Source organism: Pseudomonas sp. NPDC096950, assembly GCF_044762525.1.
In the GTDB taxonomy this organism is placed as follows: Bacteria; Pseudomonadota; Gammaproteobacteria; order Pseudomonadales; family Pseudomonadaceae; genus Aquipseudomonas.
In genome coordinates, this window is record NZ_JBIWEL010000008.1 from 22,145 (window position 1) to 40,644 (window position 18,500).

The 18,500-nt window shown below is 62.1% G+C and carries 15 protein-coding genes and 1 pseudogene; 10 read left to right on the plus strand and 6 right to left on the minus strand.

Annotation, left to right across the window (positions count from 1 at the left end; translation table 11 throughout):
• Positions 1-8: 8 nt before the first annotated feature.
• On the plus strand, positions 9-1,022 hold the full coding sequence (locus tag ACIQY3_RS14720) for a zinc-binding alcohol dehydrogenase family protein (RefSeq protein WP_403020536.1): 1,014 nt from the start codon (positions 9-11) through the stop codon (positions 1,020-1,022).
• A 201-nt stretch (positions 1,023-1,223) separates the two neighbouring features.
• Complete coding sequence (locus tag ACIQY3_RS14725) at positions 1,224-1,394, plus strand: hypothetical protein (protein WP_166656054.1); 171 nt, start codon at positions 1,224-1,226, stop codon at positions 1,392-1,394.
• Between the two features lie 8 nt (positions 1,395-1,402).
• Here the strand turns inward: ACIQY3_RS14725 and ACIQY3_RS14730 are convergent, their stop codons facing one another.
• Positions 1,403-2,599, minus strand: coding sequence for a multidrug effflux MFS transporter (locus ACIQY3_RS14730; RefSeq protein ID WP_403020538.1), 1,197 nt, complete (start codon positions 2,597-2,599; stop codon positions 1,403-1,405).
• A gap of 239 nt (positions 2,600-2,838) precedes the next feature.
• Positions 2,839-3,036: a cation transporter gene (locus tag ACIQY3_RS14735; RefSeq protein ID WP_403020541.1), complete on the minus strand. Its 198-nt coding sequence runs from the start codon at positions 3,034-3,036 to the stop codon at positions 2,839-2,841.
• Positions 3,037-3,195: 159 nt separating this feature from the next.
• Between ACIQY3_RS14735 and ACIQY3_RS14740 the strand changes: the two genes are divergently transcribed.
• The 3 genes from ACIQY3_RS14740 to cueR all read left to right on the plus strand — a co-directional run bounded on the left by ACIQY3_RS14740 (position 3,196) and on the right by cueR (position 6,556).
• On the plus strand, positions 3,196-3,579 hold the full coding sequence (locus ACIQY3_RS14740; protein ID WP_054043980.1) for a hypothetical protein: 384 nt from the start codon (positions 3,196-3,198) through the stop codon (positions 3,577-3,579).
• A 176-nt stretch (positions 3,580-3,755) separates the two neighbouring features.
• Positions 3,756-6,146 (plus strand): heavy metal translocating P-type ATPase, encoded by a 2,391-nt coding sequence (locus ACIQY3_RS14745; protein WP_403020543.1) that lies wholly within the window; start codon positions 3,756-3,758, stop codon positions 6,144-6,146.
• Positions 6,143-6,556: a Cu(I)-responsive transcriptional regulator gene (gene cueR, locus ACIQY3_RS14750; protein ID WP_054043982.1), complete on the plus strand. Its 414-nt coding sequence runs from the start codon at positions 6,143-6,145 to the stop codon at positions 6,554-6,556. Before ACIQY3_RS14745 ends, cueR begins: the two co-directional genes overlap by 4 nt.
• Here cueR and ACIQY3_RS14755 read toward each other — a convergent pair.
• Entirely contained in the window at positions 6,510-7,724 is a 1,215-nt protein-coding gene (locus ACIQY3_RS14755; RefSeq protein ID WP_403020896.1) for an MFS transporter, read from the minus strand. The genes cueR and ACIQY3_RS14755 overlap by 47 nt on opposite strands.
• A gap of 348 nt (positions 7,725-8,072) precedes the next feature.
• Entirely contained in the window at positions 8,073-8,966 is an 894-nt protein-coding gene (locus ACIQY3_RS14760) for a PA4780 family RIO1-like protein kinase (RefSeq protein ID WP_403020547.1), read from the minus strand.
• 527 nt (positions 8,967-9,493) lie between these two features.
• Between ACIQY3_RS14760 and ACIQY3_RS14765 the strand changes: the two are divergent.
• Positions 9,494-10,501 (plus strand): annotated as a pseudogene (locus ACIQY3_RS14765) (cache domain-containing protein); the annotation flags it as partial.
• Between the two features lie 129 nt (positions 10,502-10,630).
• Positions 10,631-11,359 (plus strand): methyl-accepting chemotaxis protein, encoded by a 729-nt coding sequence (locus ACIQY3_RS14770; protein WP_401329489.1) that lies wholly within the window; start codon positions 10,631-10,633, stop codon positions 11,357-11,359.
• Positions 11,360-11,601: 242 nt separating this feature from the next.
• On the opposite strand, the gene ACIQY3_RS14775 is transcribed toward ACIQY3_RS14770, so the two are convergent.
• Together ACIQY3_RS14775 and ACIQY3_RS14780 are read right to left on the minus strand one after the other, a co-directional pair.
• Positions 11,602-12,393 carry a helix-turn-helix transcriptional regulator gene (locus ACIQY3_RS14775; RefSeq protein ID WP_213942304.1) on the minus strand — a complete coding sequence of 264 codons (792 nt, stop codon included), beginning with the start codon at positions 12,391-12,393 and terminating at the stop codon, positions 11,602-11,604.
• A gap of 109 nt (positions 12,394-12,502) precedes the next feature.
• Entirely contained in the window at positions 12,503-13,780 is a 1,278-nt protein-coding gene (locus ACIQY3_RS14780) for an acetyl-CoA C-acetyltransferase (protein WP_403020550.1), read from the minus strand.
• 263 nt (positions 13,781-14,043) lie between these two features.
• Between ACIQY3_RS14780 and ACIQY3_RS14785 the strand changes: the two genes are divergently transcribed.
• From ACIQY3_RS14785 to ACIQY3_RS14795, 3 genes are all read left to right on the plus strand, one after another.
• Positions 14,044-15,396, plus strand: coding sequence for a 3-oxoacyl-ACP reductase (locus ACIQY3_RS14785; protein ID WP_403020553.1), 1,353 nt, complete (start codon positions 14,044-14,046; stop codon positions 15,394-15,396).
• Between the two features lie 2 nt (positions 15,397-15,398).
• A complete protein-coding gene (locus ACIQY3_RS14790) occupies positions 15,399-16,253 on the plus strand; it encodes a MaoC family dehydratase (RefSeq protein ID WP_403020556.1) in 855 nt (284 codons plus the stop codon).
• Between the two features lie 419 nt (positions 16,254-16,672).
• Positions 16,673-18,340: a collagen-like triple helix repeat-containing protein gene (locus tag ACIQY3_RS14795; protein WP_403020559.1), complete on the plus strand. Its 1,668-nt coding sequence runs from the start codon at positions 16,673-16,675 to the stop codon at positions 18,338-18,340.
• The last annotated feature ends 160 nt before the right edge of the window (positions 18,341-18,500 follow it).

Here is an 18,500-nt window from a genome sequence, read left to right on the forward strand (position 1 = left end):
GCCCTTTTATGAAAGCGATTGCCTACTACGCCTCCCTGCCGATCAGCGACGCCAAATCCCTGCAAGACATCGAACTGCCAGAACCGGTCGCCGGCCCCCGCGACCTGCTGGTGGAAGTCAAAGCCATCTCGGTGAACCCGGTGGACACCAAGGTCCGGCAGAACGTCCAGCCTGAAGGCGGCGCGGCGAAAGTACTGGGCTGGGACGTGGCCGGTGTGGTCAAGGCTGTTGGCAGCGACGTGACGCTGTTCAAGGCCGGCGACAAAGTGTTCTACGCCGGCTCCATCGCCCGTGCCGGTGGCAACAGTGAGTTGCATGTGGTGGACGAGCGGATTGTCGGGCACATGCCAAAATCCCTCGGATTCGCCGAAGCCGCCGCGCTGCCGCTGACCGCGATCACCGCGTGGGAATTGTTGTTCGAACGCCTGCAAGTACGCGAAGGCAACACCGATGAAGGCCAGAGCCTGCTGATCGTCGGCGCGGCCGGTGGCGTGGGCTCGATTCTGACCCAACTTGCCAGTCAGCTCACTGGGTTGAAAGTCATCGGCACCGCGTCCCGTCCACAAACCCAGGACTGGGTGCGTGAGTTGGGCGCCGACCTGGTGATCGATCATAGCCAACCGCTGAGCGAAGAACTCAAGCGTGCGGACATCAAGCACGTAACCCACGTCGCCAGCCTGACCCAGACCGATGAGCATCTGGATCAACTGGTCGAAGCCTTGGCACCCCAGGGCAAACTGGCGCTGATCGATGACCCGAAGGCGCTGGACGTGACCAAGCTCAAGCGCAAGAGCATTTCGCTGCACTGGGAATTCATGTACACCCGCTCGCTGTTCGAGACTGCCGACATGATCGAGCAGCACAAACTGCTCAACCGTATCGCCGAGCTGATCGATGCCGGTACGTTGAAGACCACGGTGGGCGAGCACTTCGGCACGATCAACGCGAGCAACCTGCGCCGCGCCCATGAACTGCTGGAGAGCGGCAAGGCCAAGGGCAAGATTGTGCTGGAAGGGTTTTAACCCCCAGATCAAAAGATCGCAGGCTGCGCCAGCTCCTACAGGATCCGGGTTTACGCCGATCCCTGTAGGGCTGCCGAAGGCTGCGATCTTTTGATCTTACAAACCGTCAGTCTGAGAGTTGACCGTTGTCACAATTGCGATCGTATTCGGGTCTACAATCGAGTCCTCTGCGACACAGTCTTTTACTTAAGGAGGTCAGCAATGAAGATCCTGATAAAAGAAGTGGCAACATCCCAGTGGCAAGTCCGTCTCGACCAACACGCCGTCACGTTCCGCAGCGAAGCTGAAGCGCGCGCCTTCACCCGTACCCTTGAAGCGCGACTCCACGCCCCTCATCAAATCCCCGACCGCCAGCAGCGTGCCGCTGGCTAAATCCGGTTTCAGACCGCGGCTTGGGCCAGTGCCCGGGCATTTTGCAAACGTCGGGTGAGCATCGCGGCGCTCACCACCAGAATTCCGCACAGGCTGATGACCATGGCCATCGGCATGGCGCTGCCATCGTGTAAACCCCCTACCAGCGATGCCGCCCCGGCGGCGATGCTGAATTGCAGGCACCCGAGCAGCGCCGACGCACTGCCGGCGCGGGTGCCCTGTCCGTTCATGGCGCAGGCCGAAGCGTTGGGCAGGATGCAACCGAGGCTGGCGATGCAGACAAACAATGGAATCAGCAGCGGCCATAGTTGTTCGGTGTGCAGTGAGCTGACCGCGAGCAACGTCAGGCCCGCACCCAGATAAACCCATACCGCGCGCGCCAGCAGGAACGCCGGACCACGCTTGGCCAGCAGCCGCGCGTTGACCTGCGCCACCAGAATGAACCCGGCCGCGTTGGTGCCGAACAGCCAGCCGAAATGCTCGGCCGGCACGCCGTACAGCTTAATGAAGACAAACGGCGAACCGGAGATGTAGGCAAACATCCCGGCGACGGCAAGACCGCCGGTCAGGGCGTGGCCAAGGTAGACCGGATCGGCCAGCAACCGACCGTACTGTCGCAATGCGCCTTTCAACGGCTGACGCGGCACATAGTCCGGCAGGCTTTCCGGCAACCCGAGGGCCACGGCCAGTGCAGCCAGGGCGCTGAACCCGGTGAGTACCAGGAAGATCGACTGCCAGCCCGTGGTATTGACCAACAGCCCGCCGAGCATCGGTGCCAGGATCGGTGCGAGTCCCATCACCAGCATCAGTTGCGAAAAAACTTTTGCCGAGCCCACCGCATCGCATTTATCGCTGACCACCGCCCGGGAAATCACCATCCCCGCGCAACCGCCCAGGGCCTGAATGAAACGCGCGCCCATCAGCCATTCCAGATTCGGTGCGAATGCGCAGGCCAGAGATGCCGCCGTGAACAAGCCGACGCCAGTCAGCAAAGGAATACGCCGCCCGAAACGATCCGCCACCGGGCCGTAGAGCAGTTGACCAATGGACAAGCCGAGGAAATACGCAGCCAGCGTCATCTGCACGTGTTTTTCGTCGGTGCCGAACGCCAGCGCCATGGCCGGGAACGCCGGCAAGTAGAAATCGATCGCCAGCGGACCGAAAGCGGTCAGGGCGCCAAGAATCAGAATGGTACGGAAGTTCATCGGGCATCCAGTTGGGCGTGGGTCGGCAGCTCGACAGTCTAGCCGGGCGGGGACGCCTTGAACATTCCGATAGGTCGCTAACTATTAAAAACCCTCAGGCAATTGCTTTCTGTCAGATAACCACAACCCCCTGTGGGAGCGGGCTTGCTCGCGAAGAGGGAGTGTCAGTCAACATTTATGTATCTGACACACCGCCTTCGCGAGCAAGCCCGCTCCCACAAGGGGATTTGTGCTTGGCCTCAGGCAATCCTGGCGTCATAACCTTCTTCAGTGATCGCCGCGATAACTTGCTCAGTGGTCAACGCGCTTTCAACGCCAACCTCCTTCGCCGCCAGATCAACCCGCACGCTGGCCGCCGGATCCTTCGCTTGCAGGGCTTGGGTGATGGCCTTGACGCAGTGACCGCAGGACATGCCTTGAACATTGAACACTTGCATGGAATGACTCCTTGAGTGAGGCTTTTTAATAACACTGCGGGCAGTCTCCAGCTTGCCACCATGGCAAGGTCAAGTTCTGGAATAAACTGCCGGGCTGGCATTCGCCGGCGCGCTCGGCCAAGCTGCATCATCAATGACTCGACCTCAGGAGATTCAGCCATGCGCTGGTCAGCTCTCAGCCTGTTTGGCTTCCTCAGCCTTTTCGCCGCCCTGCCTTCGGCCAATGCCGCCGGGGAAGATTACGGCGTCCTGATCATTTCCCGCGAGCGCCTGGAAGTCGCGACCTCCTGCGAGATTGGCGTGTACATCCAGGACCAGTTGTCGGCGCGGCTGTTCCAGGAACAGAGCACCTCGTTCAACCTGCCGCCGGGCAATGTGTCCCTGCGCCTGAAACTGCTGCCGGGCCAGGCGCCGGGCTGCAACGCAGGAATGCTGGCGCCGGGCTCGCAGAACATCACCCTCAAGGCTGGCGATGTGTTGAAGTTCCGGATCGCGATGACGCAGGAAGGGATGTACCTCAAACCCGCTGCCCTCGAATATTAATCACCGAACCCTGTGGGAGCGGGCTTGCTCGCGAAAGCGGTGTGTCAGTCTACGATGATGTCGACTGACAGTCCGCCTTCGCGAGCAAGCCCGCTCCCACATTTAAAGATTCGCGCTTGACCTTGCCCGCATGGCAAGGTTGATCCTGTAGGCACTTTCTACAGGGAGCGTGACCGATGTCCGAATCCACCACTTTCGATCTGCCGATTGCCGGCATGACCTGCGCCAGTTGCGCGGGGCGTGTCGAGCGTGCCTTGAGCAAAGTCATCGGCGCCACCGCGGTCAGCGTCAACCTGGCCACGGAACAGGCGCGCATCCAGGCCCCCAGCGACAGCCTGCCAGCCCTGATGGACGCGGTGCAGCAGGCCGGCTACAGCGTGCCGCAGCAGAGCCTGGAATTGAGCATCGACGGCATGACTTGCGCCTCCTGTGTCGGCCGGGTCGAACGGGCGCTGACCAAGGTGCCCGGCGTGAAGAGCGTCAGCGTCAACCTGGCCAACGAACGCGCCCACCTCGAATTGCTCGGCCAGGTCGATCCGCAAACCCTGATCGCCGCCGTGACCAAGGCCGGTTACTCGGCCAGCGTCTGGGAAGTCGAACACCCCACCGACAATCAACAAACTCGCCTGCAACGTGAGCGCTGGATCTTGCTCGCGGCCATCGCCCTGGCTTTGCCACTGGTGCTGCCGATGTTGCTGCAACCGTTCGGCATGCACTGGATGTTGCCGGCCTGGGCGCAGTTCGCCTTGGCCACGCCAGTGCAATTCATCTTCGGTGCGCGGTTTTACGTGGCGGCGTGGAAAGCCGTGCGCGCCGGTGCTGGCAACATGGACTTACTCGTCGCCCTGGGCACCAGCGCCGGTTATGGCTTGAGCCTTTATGAATGGGCCACCGCCGCCGGGCGCATGCCGCATCTGTATTTCGAAGCCTCGGCGGTGGTGATTGCGTTGGTCTTGCTGGGCAAATACCTGGAAAGCCGCGCCAAACGCCAGACTGCCAGCGCCATTCGCGCACTCGAAGCGCTACGGCCAGAACGGGCGATTCAAGTGATCGATGGCCGCGAACAAGACGTCGCCATCAGTGCCCTGCGTCTGAATGATCTGGTGATGGTCAAACCCGGCGAACGTTTCCCGGTGGACGGCGAAGTGGTGGAAGGCCAGAGCCATGCCGACGAAGCGCTGATCAGCGGCGAAAGCCTGCCAGTGCCGAAACAACCCGGCGACAAGGTCACCGGCGGCGCGATCAATGGCGAAGGCCGCTTGCTGGTGCGCACCTTGGCCCTCGGCGCGGAAACCGTGTTGGCGCGGATCATTCGTCTGGTGGAAGACGCCCAGGCGGCGAAAGCACCGATCCAGAAACTGGTGGATAAAGTCAGCCAGGTGTTCGTACCGACAGTGTTGGTCCTGGCGCTGGCGACCTTGATCGGCTGGTGGCTGTACGGCGCGCCGATCGAAACCGCGTTGATCAACGCCGTCGCGGTGTTGGTGATCGCCTGCCCTTGCGCCTTGGGCCTGGCCACGCCGACCGCGATCATGGCCGGCACCGGCGTCGCGGCGCGCTACGGGATTTTGATCAAGGACGCCGAAGCGCTGGAACGCGCCCATGAAGTCAGCGCCGTAGTGTTCGACAAGACCGGCACCCTGACTTCCGGCGCACCGCGTATCGCTCATTTGAGTGCGCTGGACGGCGACGAAGCCGCCCTGCTGCAAATGGCCGGCGCGCTGCAACGGGGCAGCGAACACCCATTGGCCAAGGCAGTGCTGGATGTCTGCACCGAACGCGGGTTGGACGTGGCGGATGTCACTGACAGTCAATCGCTGACCGGGCGCGGTATTGCCGGCACGCTCGACGGTCGCCGGTTGGCACTGGGTAATCGTCGCCTCCTGGAAGAAAGCAGTTTGAGCGCCGGTTCACTGGCCGATTCCGCTAAAGCTTGGGAAACCGAAGGTCGGACCCTGTCCTGGCTGATCGAGCAAAGCCCCGAATCTCGCGTGCTCGGCCTGTTCGCTTTCGGCGACACCCTCAAGCCCGGCGCCCTGCAAGCGGTGCAACAACTCAGCGCGCGCAACATCAGCAGCCACCTGCTGACCGGCGACAACCGTGGCAGCGCCAAAGTCGTCGCCGAAGCGTTGGGGATTAAAGATGTGCACGCCGAAGTCCTCCCAGCGGACAAGGCCGCCACCGTCACCGAACTGAAGAAAACCGGCGTGGTGGCGATGGTCGGCGACGGCATCAACGACGCCCCGGCGCTGGCCGCCGCAGACATTGGCATCGCCATGGGCGGCGGCACCGATGTGGCGATGCACGCCGCCGGGATAACCCTGATGCGCGGCGATCCACGGCTGGTGCCGGCGGCGCTGGAGATCAGTCGCAAGACCTACGCGAAGATCCGCCAGAACCTGTTCTGGGCCTTCGTTTACAACCTGATCGGCATTCCGTTGGCGGCGTTCGGCTTCCTCAACCCGGTGCTGGCCGGCGCGGCCATGGCACTGTCGAGCGTCAGCGTGGTGAGCAATGCGCTACTGTTGAAAACCTGGAAACCCAAGGATCTGGAGGACAACCGATGAACATCGGCCAAGCGGCCCGCCACAGCGGCCTGAGCGCGAAGATGATCCGTTATTACGAATCCATTGGCTTGCTCAAGGCTGCCCATCGCACCGACAGCGGTTACCGGGTGTACGGCGACGATGATCTGCACACGCTGGCCTTTATCAAACGCTCCCGGGATCTCGGATTTTCACTGGAAGAAGTCGGCAAGCTGCTGACACTCTGGCAGGATCGCCAGCGGGCCAGCGCCGATGTGAAAGCCCTGGCCCGTCAGCACATCGACGAACTGAACCAGAAGATCCGCGAACTCGGCCAGTTGCGCGACACCTTGCAGGACCTGGTCGAGCACTGTCACGGCGACCACCGTCCGGACTGCCCGATCCTCAAGGAGCTGGCGTCGGGTTGCTGCGCCGAACCTGCCCGCGCCTGACGGACAAACCCTTCACCACCAGCAACGTGGTGAGGGGAATACCGTGGAACAACAGCACCACCGCGCCGGGGGTCCACCAGGCGTAGAACGGTGCGGCGATCAGCATGCCGATGCCGAACCCGGTCATTTGCAGCAAGGTCAGGAAGCTGAAGATCGGCAGACGCAGGTGGTCCGGCTCCCGTTGCAGGCGCGACATCAGACCGACTTCGGAAAATCCGTCGCCCAGCCCGGCGGGCAACGAGAACAGCAGCAAACCGTAGAGGGTTTGTTGCTGGAACATCAGGATGAAGCCGCAGGACATCAGCATCACGCCGTAGAAAAAACGCCGCTCCAGGTTGATGTTGTCCGAGCCCTTGAGGCGGCTGGCGATCCGCGCGCCGATGAGTTTGCCGCTGGCCCAGACCGCCAGCATCAAGCCCAGTGTGGTGCTGGCGGATTCTGGTGTCAGCAGCCGGGAGATGATCGGGAACCCGACGTTGTGCGCCGCGCTGCCAAGAGTGTCGGCCATAGCCACTGCGAGCATCGCTGCCAATACCGGGGCGGAGCGCAAGCCTTGCAGCAGCGCCGACCATTCTCCACGTTCAGGTTTTGATTCAGCATCGGTGGCCGCTGCACCAAATCGCAGCGGCACCAGCAGCAATGCCGCCAGCAGGTACGTGACCACGTTCAGCGCGAACACTGCTTCAAAACCAAACGCCGCGACGACCAATCCCGCCACCAGACTGCCAGCGACCATCGCAATCGACGCCGCCGAAGTGATCCAGGCGTTGGTCTTGAGCAAGTGTTCGCGGTCAATCAGGTTCGGCAACTGGCTGTTAAGCCCGATGGCGAACATCGAATTACCGAAGCCCAGGCCGAAGGCAATCACCGGGAGCAACAGCGCTTGCTGGGCTACCGGCAGGATCAGCAACAGGCCGAGCACCCCGGCGCGCAGTAAATCGAAGGCGATCAGCGGCAGGCGCCCGGACCAGCGACGATAGAACGGGGTGCCGATCAGACTGGCAAAAATCCCCCCGGCCACGCGGCTGGCCAGGAAAATCGCCACGCTCATGGCGCTGTTGCTCAGCACGTAGACGTAAGTGGCCAGGGCGACCATGTTGAGGAACGCGCCGAAATCCGAGATCAGACGGGCGGTGATGATCAGGTGGGCGTTGCGGGTGGACGGGATGTTCACATTCAATCCTTGAGTGTGGGGGGGATCACGAAGAACAGGAGTATGTGGGAGCGAGCCTGCTCGCGAAAGCGGTGTGTCAGTCAGCAGAGGTGTTGGATCTGACAACCCTTTCGCGAGCAGGCTCGCTCCCACAGGGGACATGTGGTGTTCACAATAACTGTGATCGTCACCGAGTCAGTGTGGGAGCGGGCTTGCTCGCGAAGGCGGTGTGTCAGCTGCATTGATGTCGTCTGACACTCCCTCTTCGCGAGCAAGCCCGCTCCCACAGTGGATCTTCGGTGGGTGGAGGTTTGGCGCCAGGCAGGCACAAAAAACCCGGCCGAAGCCGGGCTTTTTAACCAATCACTGCATCCAGGGCGGAGGCGGTTCTTCGGTTTTACTCGGTGGCGCATCATCCGCCGCGCGCACCGCTTGCTTGCGCTCTTCATCCAGGCGTGCAGCCTCGATTTCGCGGATGACACCGCCCACGTCGGCCAACTCTTCCGGCTCATCGAACTCACCGGTCAATATGCTGGCCGGGTGCAAGGTGCCGGCTTCGTACAGGGCCCACATTTCCTTGGCGTACTTGGTCTTTTTCAACTCCGGCGCAAACCGCCCGAAGTAGGACGCCATGTTGCCCACGTCCCGCTCCAGCATGTTGAACGCGTGGTTGTTACCCGCTGCGTCCACGGCCTGGGGCAGGTCGATGATGACCGGGCCGGTCGGGGTCAACAGTACGTTGAACTCCGAAAGGTCACCGTGCACCAGACCGGTACACAACATCAGTACGATCTGGGAAATCAGGAACGTGTGGTATTCACGGGCCTGGTCCGGTTCCAGCACCACGTCGTTCAGACGCGGCGCGGCATCGCCGTATTCATCGGCCACCAGCTCCATCAGCAGTACGCCTTCGAGGAAGTCATACGGCTTGGGCACTCGCACACCGGCGCCGGCCAGACGAAACAGGGCCGCCACTTCGGCGTTCTGCCAGGCGTCCTCGGTTTCTTTCTTGCCGAACTTGGAACCCTTGGCCATCGCCCGAGCCTGGCGGCTGTTACGGACCTTGCGGCCTTCCTGGTACTCGGCCGCCTGCCGGAAACTGCGTTTATTCGCCTCCTTGTAGACCTTCGCGCAACGTAGCTCGTTACCGCAGCGCACCACATAAACAGCTGCTTCTTTACCACTCATGAGTGGGCGCAGCACCTCGTCGACCAGACCGTCCTCGATCAGGGGTTCAATGCGTTTTGGAGTCTTCATCAGCTTTTATTGTGGGTCCTTTATTACCAAACACGCGAAAGTCATTCGTTATACGGCAATCCTCGCACCTCGGGGAGGGGTTACCGACCTATGAACATGGCGGATGCACACAATGTGCCGAATTTAACCGGAAAATCCTGCGCCGTTCATCGACCGGTGGAGATCATAGCCGAGCCATCGACACTTGTTGGCGAAGGGATGACAGGGCATTTACGACAGAAGCTGACATCCGTATTCCTCCTATTTGTAGGTTTTTTCTCAACGGTCCTCAATTTCCCGTTTTTTCAGCCGAAGTCCTAAGAGAGAAAAGGATTTGTCCGACAATCGTCCCGACTAAAACGACGATGCCGCCCTCAAGGAACCGAGTCGATCAATACCGTTTTCGGCTGCCAATAATCCGCGAGTCATCTGCACTGCGTGGGCCTACAAGAAAATCTGGAGCGCGGATGAACATCAAACAGAAATTGACGTGGGCGTTTGCAATCATCGCCTGCTTGCCGGTGGTGCTGGTCGCCACCCTGGTCGTGATGAACTTGCGCAGCGATGCCAAGGACGACTTCGTCGACGGCAGTGGTCGCGAGATCCGCCAGGTCGCGAATGCCATGCAGCTGTTTTTCGACGGCATCAGCCAGAACGTCGATTACCTGGCCTCCCAGCCGCTGATCAAAAACACCGACGATAGCCTCAAGACCTACATGGCCGCCAACGCCGAGAGCATTCCTCAGGGCGAGATGGACAAAAAGGTCTTCACGCTGCTCCAGGACCTGGGCAACACCCATCCGTCCTACGCCTACGCGATCGTCGGCACCGCGGCCGGTGGTTATGTGTCCTGGCCGGACGACGCAAAACTGAACAACTACGACCCGCGCCAGCGTCCCTGGTACAAAGCGGCGCAGGCCAAACCCGGCAAGCCGTTTCGTACCGAGGCCTATTACTGGGCCCAGGATGACGCGTCCTACGTCAGCACCGTGCGCACCATCGATAACAAGTTGGGCACCAACGGCGGCGTGGTCAGCATTGACGTGACGCTCAAGCAGCTCACCGAAATCGTCAAACAGATCAAGCTCGGCGAAACCGGCTACCTGATGCTGCTGGAAAACAGCGGCACCGTGCTGGTCGATCCGAAACAACCTGAACACAACTTCAAGGCCCTGAGCAGCCTCGGCGAGGGTTACGCGCAACTGGCCAAGGCCGGCAAAGGCCTGGTGGAAGTCGAGCTGAACGGTGAACGCTACATGGCCAACGTCTGGCCGTCGGAGCAACTGGGCTGGACCTTTATCGGCCTGATCAAGCAAGCCGACGTGATGAGCTCGGCCACCCAACTGACCTGGCTGATCGCAGGCATTGCCGCAGTGCTGGCGGTGTTCTTCGCCATCGTCGGCGCCAGTTTCGCCCGCGTTATCGTGCGTCCGATCAGTAGCGTGGCCAGCGGTCTGGAAGGCATCGCCCAAGGTGAAGGCGACCTGACCAAGAATCTGGAAATCCGTGGCAGCGACGAAACCGCGCAACTGGCCAGTTGGTTCAACCAGTTCCTGGCGGCGATTCGCAACCTGATCCAGAGCATCGGCGGCGCCGCGAACAAAATCCTCGCCACCTCCCAGAGCTCGACCCGTGTTTCCAGCGACATGGCCGAAGCCGCCGGGCGCCAGCGTGAAGCGGTGGACATGGTGTCCACGGCGTTCCACGAAATGGTCGCCACCGCCAACGAAGTCGCCCGCTCCTGCAGCCAGGCCGCCGAGTCGGCCGACAGTGGCCAGCGCCAGGCCCGGGAAGGTCAGCAGCAGATTGATGCTGCGGTGACCAGCGTCGATCGCTTGAGCCAGGAAATCGAATCGTCAGCCCAGTCGATGCAACAGCTTGAGCGCGACAGCAATGACATTCAGTCGATTCTCGGGACCATTCGCTCAATTGCCGAACAAACCAACCTGCTGGCACTGAACGCCGCGATTGAAGCGGCCCGGGCCGGTGAACAGGGTCGCGGGTTTGCGGTGGTGGCGGATGAAGTCCGCGCCCTGGCCAAACGCACGGCTGACTCGACTGCCGAGATCGACGGCTTGCTCGGCAACCTGGCGAAACGCACCAGCCAGGTAACCCAGCAGATGCATGCGAGCCTGGAAGTGTCGCAGCAATCCGTGACTCGCATTGGCGAAGCACGCAGCAGCTTCGGGCAGATTCGTGAGTCGGTGGATGTGATCCGCGACATGAACACGCAGATCGCGACCGCTGCGGAAGAACAGCATCAGGTGGCGGAAGACATCAATCGGCACATCAGCCAGATTCATGGCGATGCGCAGTTGGTGGCGGAACTGGCCAACTCGGCGCGCCTGGATTCCCAGAGCCTGGCCGGGTTGTCGAATGAACTGGATGGGTTGGTTCGACGGTTCAGGACCTGAAGTTTGGCTTGACCGTTCCCACGCTCTGCGTGGGAATGCCTCAACGGACGCTCCGCGTTCGGCTTTGGATGGGACGCGGAGCGCCCCGGGCTGCATTCCCACGCGGAGCGTGGGAACGATCAAAACACCGCAATACCCCTGTGGGAGCGGGCTTGCTCGCGAATGCGGCGTGTCAGCGGCATTGATGTCGGCTGACACACCGCATTCGCGAGCAAGTCCGCTCCCACATTGGTTCGGTGGTGTTACTGCCGAAACAATTCCCCCGGGGTAAACCCGAACAACCCCTTGAACGCGGCAATAAACGCCGACGTCGAGTCATACCCGCACGCCAGCGCGGCATTGGTCACGCTATCTCCCTCCTCCAGCAAACTCAGCGACGACAGCAGCCGCGCACGCTGACGCCAGCCGCGAAAACTCAGCCCCGTCTCGCGCTGAAACAACCGCATCAGGGTCTTCTCCGAAGTGCCCAACCGCGCCGCCCACTCCTGCAACGTCACGTTCTGCTCCGGGTTTTCGATCAGTTCATTGCACAACCCGAGCAAGCGTTCATGCCGGGGCAGAGGTAGCGAGAACTCGACCTCAGGCAAACTCGCCAACTGATCCAGCAGCACATTCACCAGCCGCGCTTCCTGGCTGTCGCCCTGTGGATACTCCACCGGCAGCAGGCAAAAACTCTTGATCAGCTCCCGAGCAAGCGGCGTCACTTCCAGCACCCGGCAACGTCCGTCAGCCCAGGCGCAATCCTCGCGGCGTACATACAGGCTGCGCATCTCGGCGCGCATTGAGGTGACGACTTGATGTTCGAGATCGGCAGGAATCCAGATGCCCCACTGCGGTGGCGCGAAGAAACTGCCTTCAGCGGTGTGCACACCGAGAACGCCGCTGATGGCGTAGGAAAACTGCACCCAGTCGTGGCGATGGGGTGGTGTCCAGGAGCCGGCGTTGAGGCTTTCGGCGCGGGCGAACAATGGGCGCGGTAAGGCGGTCAGCGCGGGGATGGAGCGCTCGAGGGAAAGTTGTCCGTTGGACGTCATTGATGAGCCTTATGTCGCGGGACGGCAGATACGCCGACGTTAGGCCAACTCGACCGCCCTGACAAACACAATTTTCCTTGTGCCCGCTCCCACAGGGATTGTGCGGGGGTCAGCGTTCGATGATTGCCGTGACGCCCTGGCCGCCCGCCGCACAAATCGAGATCAACCCTCGCCCCTTGCCCGCCGCATCCAGCAGCTTCGCCAGGTTAGCGACGATGCGCCCACCGGTGGCCGCAAACGGATGTCCCGCCGCCAGCGAACTGCCCTTGACGTTGAGTCGGCTGCGATCAATGGAGCCCAGCGGCGCGTCGAGGCCGAGGCGGGTTTTGCAGTAGTCGGGATCTTCCCAGGCCTTCAACGTGCACAGCACCTGCGCCGCGAAGGCTTCGTGGATTTCGTAGTAGTCGAAGTCCTGCAAGGTCAGGCCATTACGGGCCAGCAAACGCGGTACGGCATACACCGGCGCCATCAGCAGCCCTTCGGCGCCGTTGACGAAATCCACCGCCGCCGCTTCGCCATCGCGCAAATAGGCGAGGATCGGCAAGCCGCGTTCCTTGGCCCACTCTTCACTGCCCAGCAACACCAGCGACGCGCCATCGGTCAGCGGCGTGGAGTTGCCGGCGGTCATGGTGCCCTTGGCGCTTTTCTCGAACGCCGGTTTGAGCGAGGCGAGTTTTTCCAGGGTCAGGTCCGGGCGCAGGTTGTTGTCGCGGGTGAGGCCGAGGAACGGCGTCATCAGGTCGTTGTGCCAGCCTTCGGTGTAGGACGCCGCCAGTTTTTGATGGCTTTCGAGGGCCAACTGGTCCTGCTCGGCGCGGGGGATGTTCCAGGTCTGGGCCATCAATTCGCAGTGTTGGCCCATGGACAGGCCGGTGCGCGGTTCACCGTTGCGCGGGAATTCGGGGATCAGGTGGCCGGGACGCAGTTGCAGGAAAGTTTTCAGTTTGTCGGCGGTGGTCTTGGCGCGGTTGGCTTGCAGGAGGATTTTGCGCAGGCCTTCGTTGATGCCGATCGGCGCATCGGACGTGGTATCGACGCCGCCGGCAATGCCGCACTCGATTTGGCCGAGGGCGATTTTATTCGCCACCAGCAACGCCGCTTCCAGGCCCGTGCCGCAGGCTTGCTGGATGTCGTAGGCCGGGGTAGTCGGCGACAGCCGCGAGCCGAGCACGCATTCGCGGGTCAGGTTGAAATCCCGGGAATGCTTGAGCACCGCCCCCGCCGCCACTTCGCCCATGCGCAAACCGTGCAGGTTGAAGCGTTCGATCAAGCCTTCGAGCGCTGCGGTGAGCATCGCCTGGTTACTGGCGGTGGCGTACGGCCCATTGGAACGGGCGAAAGGGATACGGTTACCGCCAATGATCGCGACGCGGCGCAGCTGGGTCATGAAAAACTCCTTCTAAAAATTATTGGTGAATGCGATCCCCTGTGGGAGCGGGCTTGCTCGCGAAAGCGGTGGGTCAGTCAATAAACATGTTGAATGTGCAGGCCCCTTCGCGAGCAAGCCCGCTCCCACAGGGTCTGCATTTCGCTGAAAGTCCTGCTACACATCAATCACCTGTGTTCAAGCGTAGGCCTAATCTCGTGGATCGAACGACTGATCGCCATTCGTGGTCCACACTTTGAACCCCAGCTGCCGGAGTGCGTTCCATGTCAGACCGTTATATCGACTTCGCCAATTCGTCCATCGGCCACCGTCTGGTCGGGGCCTTGGGCCTGCCGTCGCCGGTGCGTCTGGAGCGCTGGCAGGCCGGGCGCCTGCGACCGGTCGAAGGGGCACTGCTGATTGGCGGCGGGCCGCTGGCGGAAAATATCAGCGTGTTCGCCAACCGCCTGACCGATGCGATCTACAGCTACGGCGCCGAGCCATCCCTGGCCACCGCGTGGATTCCCGGCCACGGCCCGAAACTCAAGGCTGTGGTGTTTGACGCCAGCCACCTGGTGCAAACCGATCAACTCAAGCAACTGCGCGAGTTTTTCCAGCCGCTGATGAAAAACCTCGATAGCAGCGCGCACGTAGTAATCCTGGGACGGGCACCGGAGAGCCTCAGCGATCCGATCGCCTCCAGTGTCCAGCGTGCACTCGAAGGCTTCAGCCGTTCCCTCGCCAAAGAACTGCGCAGCGGCGGCACCTTGCAATTGATTTACGTCGGCGAAGGGGCCGAGGATCAACTGGAAGGCCCGCTGCGGTTTTTCCTCTCGCCCAAAAGCGCATTTGTATCCGGGCAAGTGATTCGCCTGGTCGCTTGCGATACGCCGGTGCAGGACTGGACGCGTCCGTTGTCCGGGCGCAAAGCCTTGGTGACGGGCGCCGCGCGCGGCATCGGCGCCTCGATTGCTGAAACCCTGGCCCGTGACGGCGCCGAGGTAATCCTGCTCGACGTGCCACCGGCCAAGGCCGACCTCGAAGCCCTCGCCGCACGCCTCGGTGGGCAAAGCATCACCTTGGATATCTGCGCCGAAGACGCCGCCGCGCAGTTGATCGAACACTTGCCCGACGGCATCGACATCGTGGTCCACAACGCCGGCATCACCCGGGACAAAACCCTGGCTAACATGACCCCGGAATTCTGGGACGCCGTGCTGGCGGTCAACCTCAATGCGCCGCAAGTGCTGACCAAGGCCCTGCTCGATGCCGGCACCCTGCGCGACAACGGCCGGGTGATTCTGCTGGCCTCCATCAGCGGCATCGCTGGCAATCGTGGGCAAACCAATTACGCCGCGAGCAAGGCCGGGCTGATCGGTCTGGCCCAGTCCTGGGCGCCGCTGCTGCATGAGCGGGGCATCAGCATTAACGCGGTGGCGCCGGGGTTTATCGAAACCCAGATGACTGCGCACATTCCATTCGGCCTGCGTGAGGCCGGGCGGCGCATGAGTTCCCTGGGCCAGGGCGGCTTGCCGCAAGACGTCGCCGAAGCGGTGGCCTGGCTGGCGCAACCGGGCACCGGCGCGTTTACCGGGCAGGCGTTGCGGGTGTGTGGGCAAAGTGTCTTGGGGGCGTAGCGATGATCACTGACTGGCACACACTCAACCGCGATCCGAGCTTGCCCGAGCTGTACGTGCGGGCGGCGCTGCGCCGCAAAATCACTGGCACCACCCTGCCCGATACGGGGTTGCGTTGCTGGCTCGACGTCGACCCGAAACGTCTGGCGGCTTATCGCAAGGTCTGTGGTTTTGCTGATAACGGCCTGCTGCCGCCGACGTATCCCCATATCCTGGGGTTTGCCTTGCAGATGCAATTGCTGACGTCTAAAGAGTTTCCGTTCCCGTTGCTGGGGCTGATTCATTTGAGCAATCGCATCCGCGTTTTGCGACCCATGGGCGGTGTGCATCGTGCGCGGGTCAGCGTGCAAGTGCAGAACCTGCAACCCCACGCCAAGGGCGCGACGTTCGATCTGGTCACGACCCTGGATGATCAGTTGGGCACGCTGTGGGAGGCCGAAAGCCAGATGCTGTGTCGTGGGGTCAAACTCGATGGCGAACCGGTCGAGGATGAATTTGCACCGACGTTGGCGTTGACCGAAGTGATGCGCTGGAAAGCCCCGGCAGATATTGGCCGGCAGTACGCCAAGGTGTCCGGGGACTACAACCCGATTCACCTGAGTGCGGCCAGCGCCAAGCTGTTCGGTTTTCCTACGGCGATTGCCCACGGGTTGTGGAATAAGGCCCGGACATTGGCGGCGCTGGCGGATCATCTGCCGACGGCGAACATCGAGATTGCGGTACAGTTTCGCAAGCCGGTGCGGTTGCCCAGTGAAGTGACGTTGCTCGCCAGTGCGGCGGCGTCCAGTGGGGATTTGCAATTGGTTGGTGCCGGGGAGCTGGAGCATATGGTGGGGCATTGGCGGCCTGTTGCCTGAAGCTCTTTCCCACGCTCTGCGTGGGAATGCCTCAACGGACGCTCCGCGTTCGGCTTTGGAGGGACGCGGAGCGTCCCGGGCTGCATTCCCACGCAGAGCGTGGGAACGATCACTGAACAAACATGATTAATTGTGTATATATCTTAAGTGTCCTCCCCGCCCGCCCTCACCTCGCTGAAAACCCTCGCCGTTGATTTAAAACGAATTTACTTCAAGCCAACCACCCGACTTACACCCAAGGCATTAGTCCTTAGGACGCATCCGCACGCCCCTATATAAAGGGGTTAATACCAACTTGAGAATGGTACGAAAACGCCCCCGGGATTGTGATGTGCACAACGGACGAAGGCATTGCCGGCGACAGATCGGCAAGCCATCGAAGACAACGAACGTTGTAACAGGTGCAAGGAATCACTCTCATGAACACTCAAGTGTGGTGCAAGTCGGCAACAGCTTTGGCGTTGATCCTGTCACTCGGTCTGGCGGGTTGCAGCAGTGGCGGTGGTGGTCATCACAGTACTTCCGGCAGTTCATCCGACGGTGCGGCGGGTACGGCGGGCACCGGTAGCGGCGGTTCCGGAAGTGGTGGTGCTGACGGCACAGGCGGAGGCACCGCCGGGACGGGTGGCACCGACGGCACTGGCGGCGGCACTGCCGGGACCGGTGGCACCGACGGCACTGGCGGCGGGACTGCCGGGACCGGTGGCACTGACGGCACAGGTGGCGGGACTGCCGGGACCGGTGGCACGGGTGGAACGGGTGGAACGGGCAGCACCGGTGGTGGAACCGGAGGCACTGGAGGCACCGGCGGAACGGGAGGAACGGGCGGCACCCCCGCGTCGCCACTGGTCACCAGCACCGTGGTGTCCGGCCTGGGCACAACCGTCAGTGGCGTGGGCGATGGCGTCTCGGGTATCGGCAATTCGGTGTCCGGCGTGCCGGTGGTGGGTGGCGTCCTGCAAAGCGCCGTCAAGACCACAGGCAATGTCGTCAACAGCGTCGGTGACGGGTTGACCGATGGCCTTGGTCAAATCGGCAGCGACCCTCTGGCCGTGAGCAAAACCACCGCCATCGTCGGCAACGTGGTGTCTGACGCCGGTAACGGCGTCACCGACATCAGCGGCAAACTGGCGACGGCCACCAGCAGCATTCCCCTGGTCGGCGGTATTGTCAGCAAAGTCACCCCGGTACTCGGCGGGGTCGGTGAAAAAGTCACCATGCTTGGCGATACCTTGAATGTCGCCACCGGCACGGGTCCCCTGGGGACATTGAGCAATAACGTCGGCAACAAGGTGCTGGTGCCAGTGGTCACACTGGCTGAGGGCCTGACCGGTAAAGTCGGCAACGCAACCGGCCTGGGCACTCCAATCGATGGCTTGGTCACTAAAGTCGGCGATACCGTCGGTGGCCTGGGCAGCAAAGTCACAGCGACGGGCAACGGTAACCCGCTGACCAACACCGTCGGCACCGCTCTGGCCAATGTGGGCGCCACCGTGGGCACGGCTGGCGGCCTGGTGACCACGTCCGGTTCCGGAACCGGTGGCAGCACCGGAGGCCTGGGCGGTCTTGGCAACTCGGGCCTGCTGCAAACCGTCGGCGGCGCCGTGGCCAATGTCGGCGCGGGTTTGAACGCGGGCAATACCAATCCGGTGGTCAGTGCTGGCGGCGTCAACCTCGGCGCGGTGGGCGGCACGGTAGCCTCGATTGGCGGTGCATTGGGTGGCTCGAGCACCCCCAACCTGACCCCGACCGCACCTCTGGCCAGTGTCGGTGGCGCCGTCGGTACGGCGTTGAATCCCGTCACAAGCGCGGTCTCCAGCCTCACTCAACAAGTAGGCGCCACCACCGGCCTCGGCGCCCCGGTCAACAGCCTGGTCACTCAGGTCGGCGGCGCAGTCGGTAACGTCGGTAGCAGCATTGCCGCTGCCGCACCCAACCCGGTGGTGGCGGCCGTTGGCAATACGGTCACGACTGTCGGCGCCACGGTGGGCGCGGTGGGCGCACTGGTCAGCAACGGCACCACCGGCAGCAGCACAACCGGCGGAATTGGTGGACTGCTGGGCGGCCTGACCGGCAATAAACGCTGAATTGCACCTGGCCGATTCGACGGCCTTACCTGCGGCGCCTACGCTTGGTTGGAGGCGGAAGATTCGAATGGAGTCTTCCGCTTTTTCTTTTGGAGCATGACACCTCGCGGTTCCGGTTCAGTCAGCTGACGAGCCTCGGGGTGTTGCGATATGACCATGG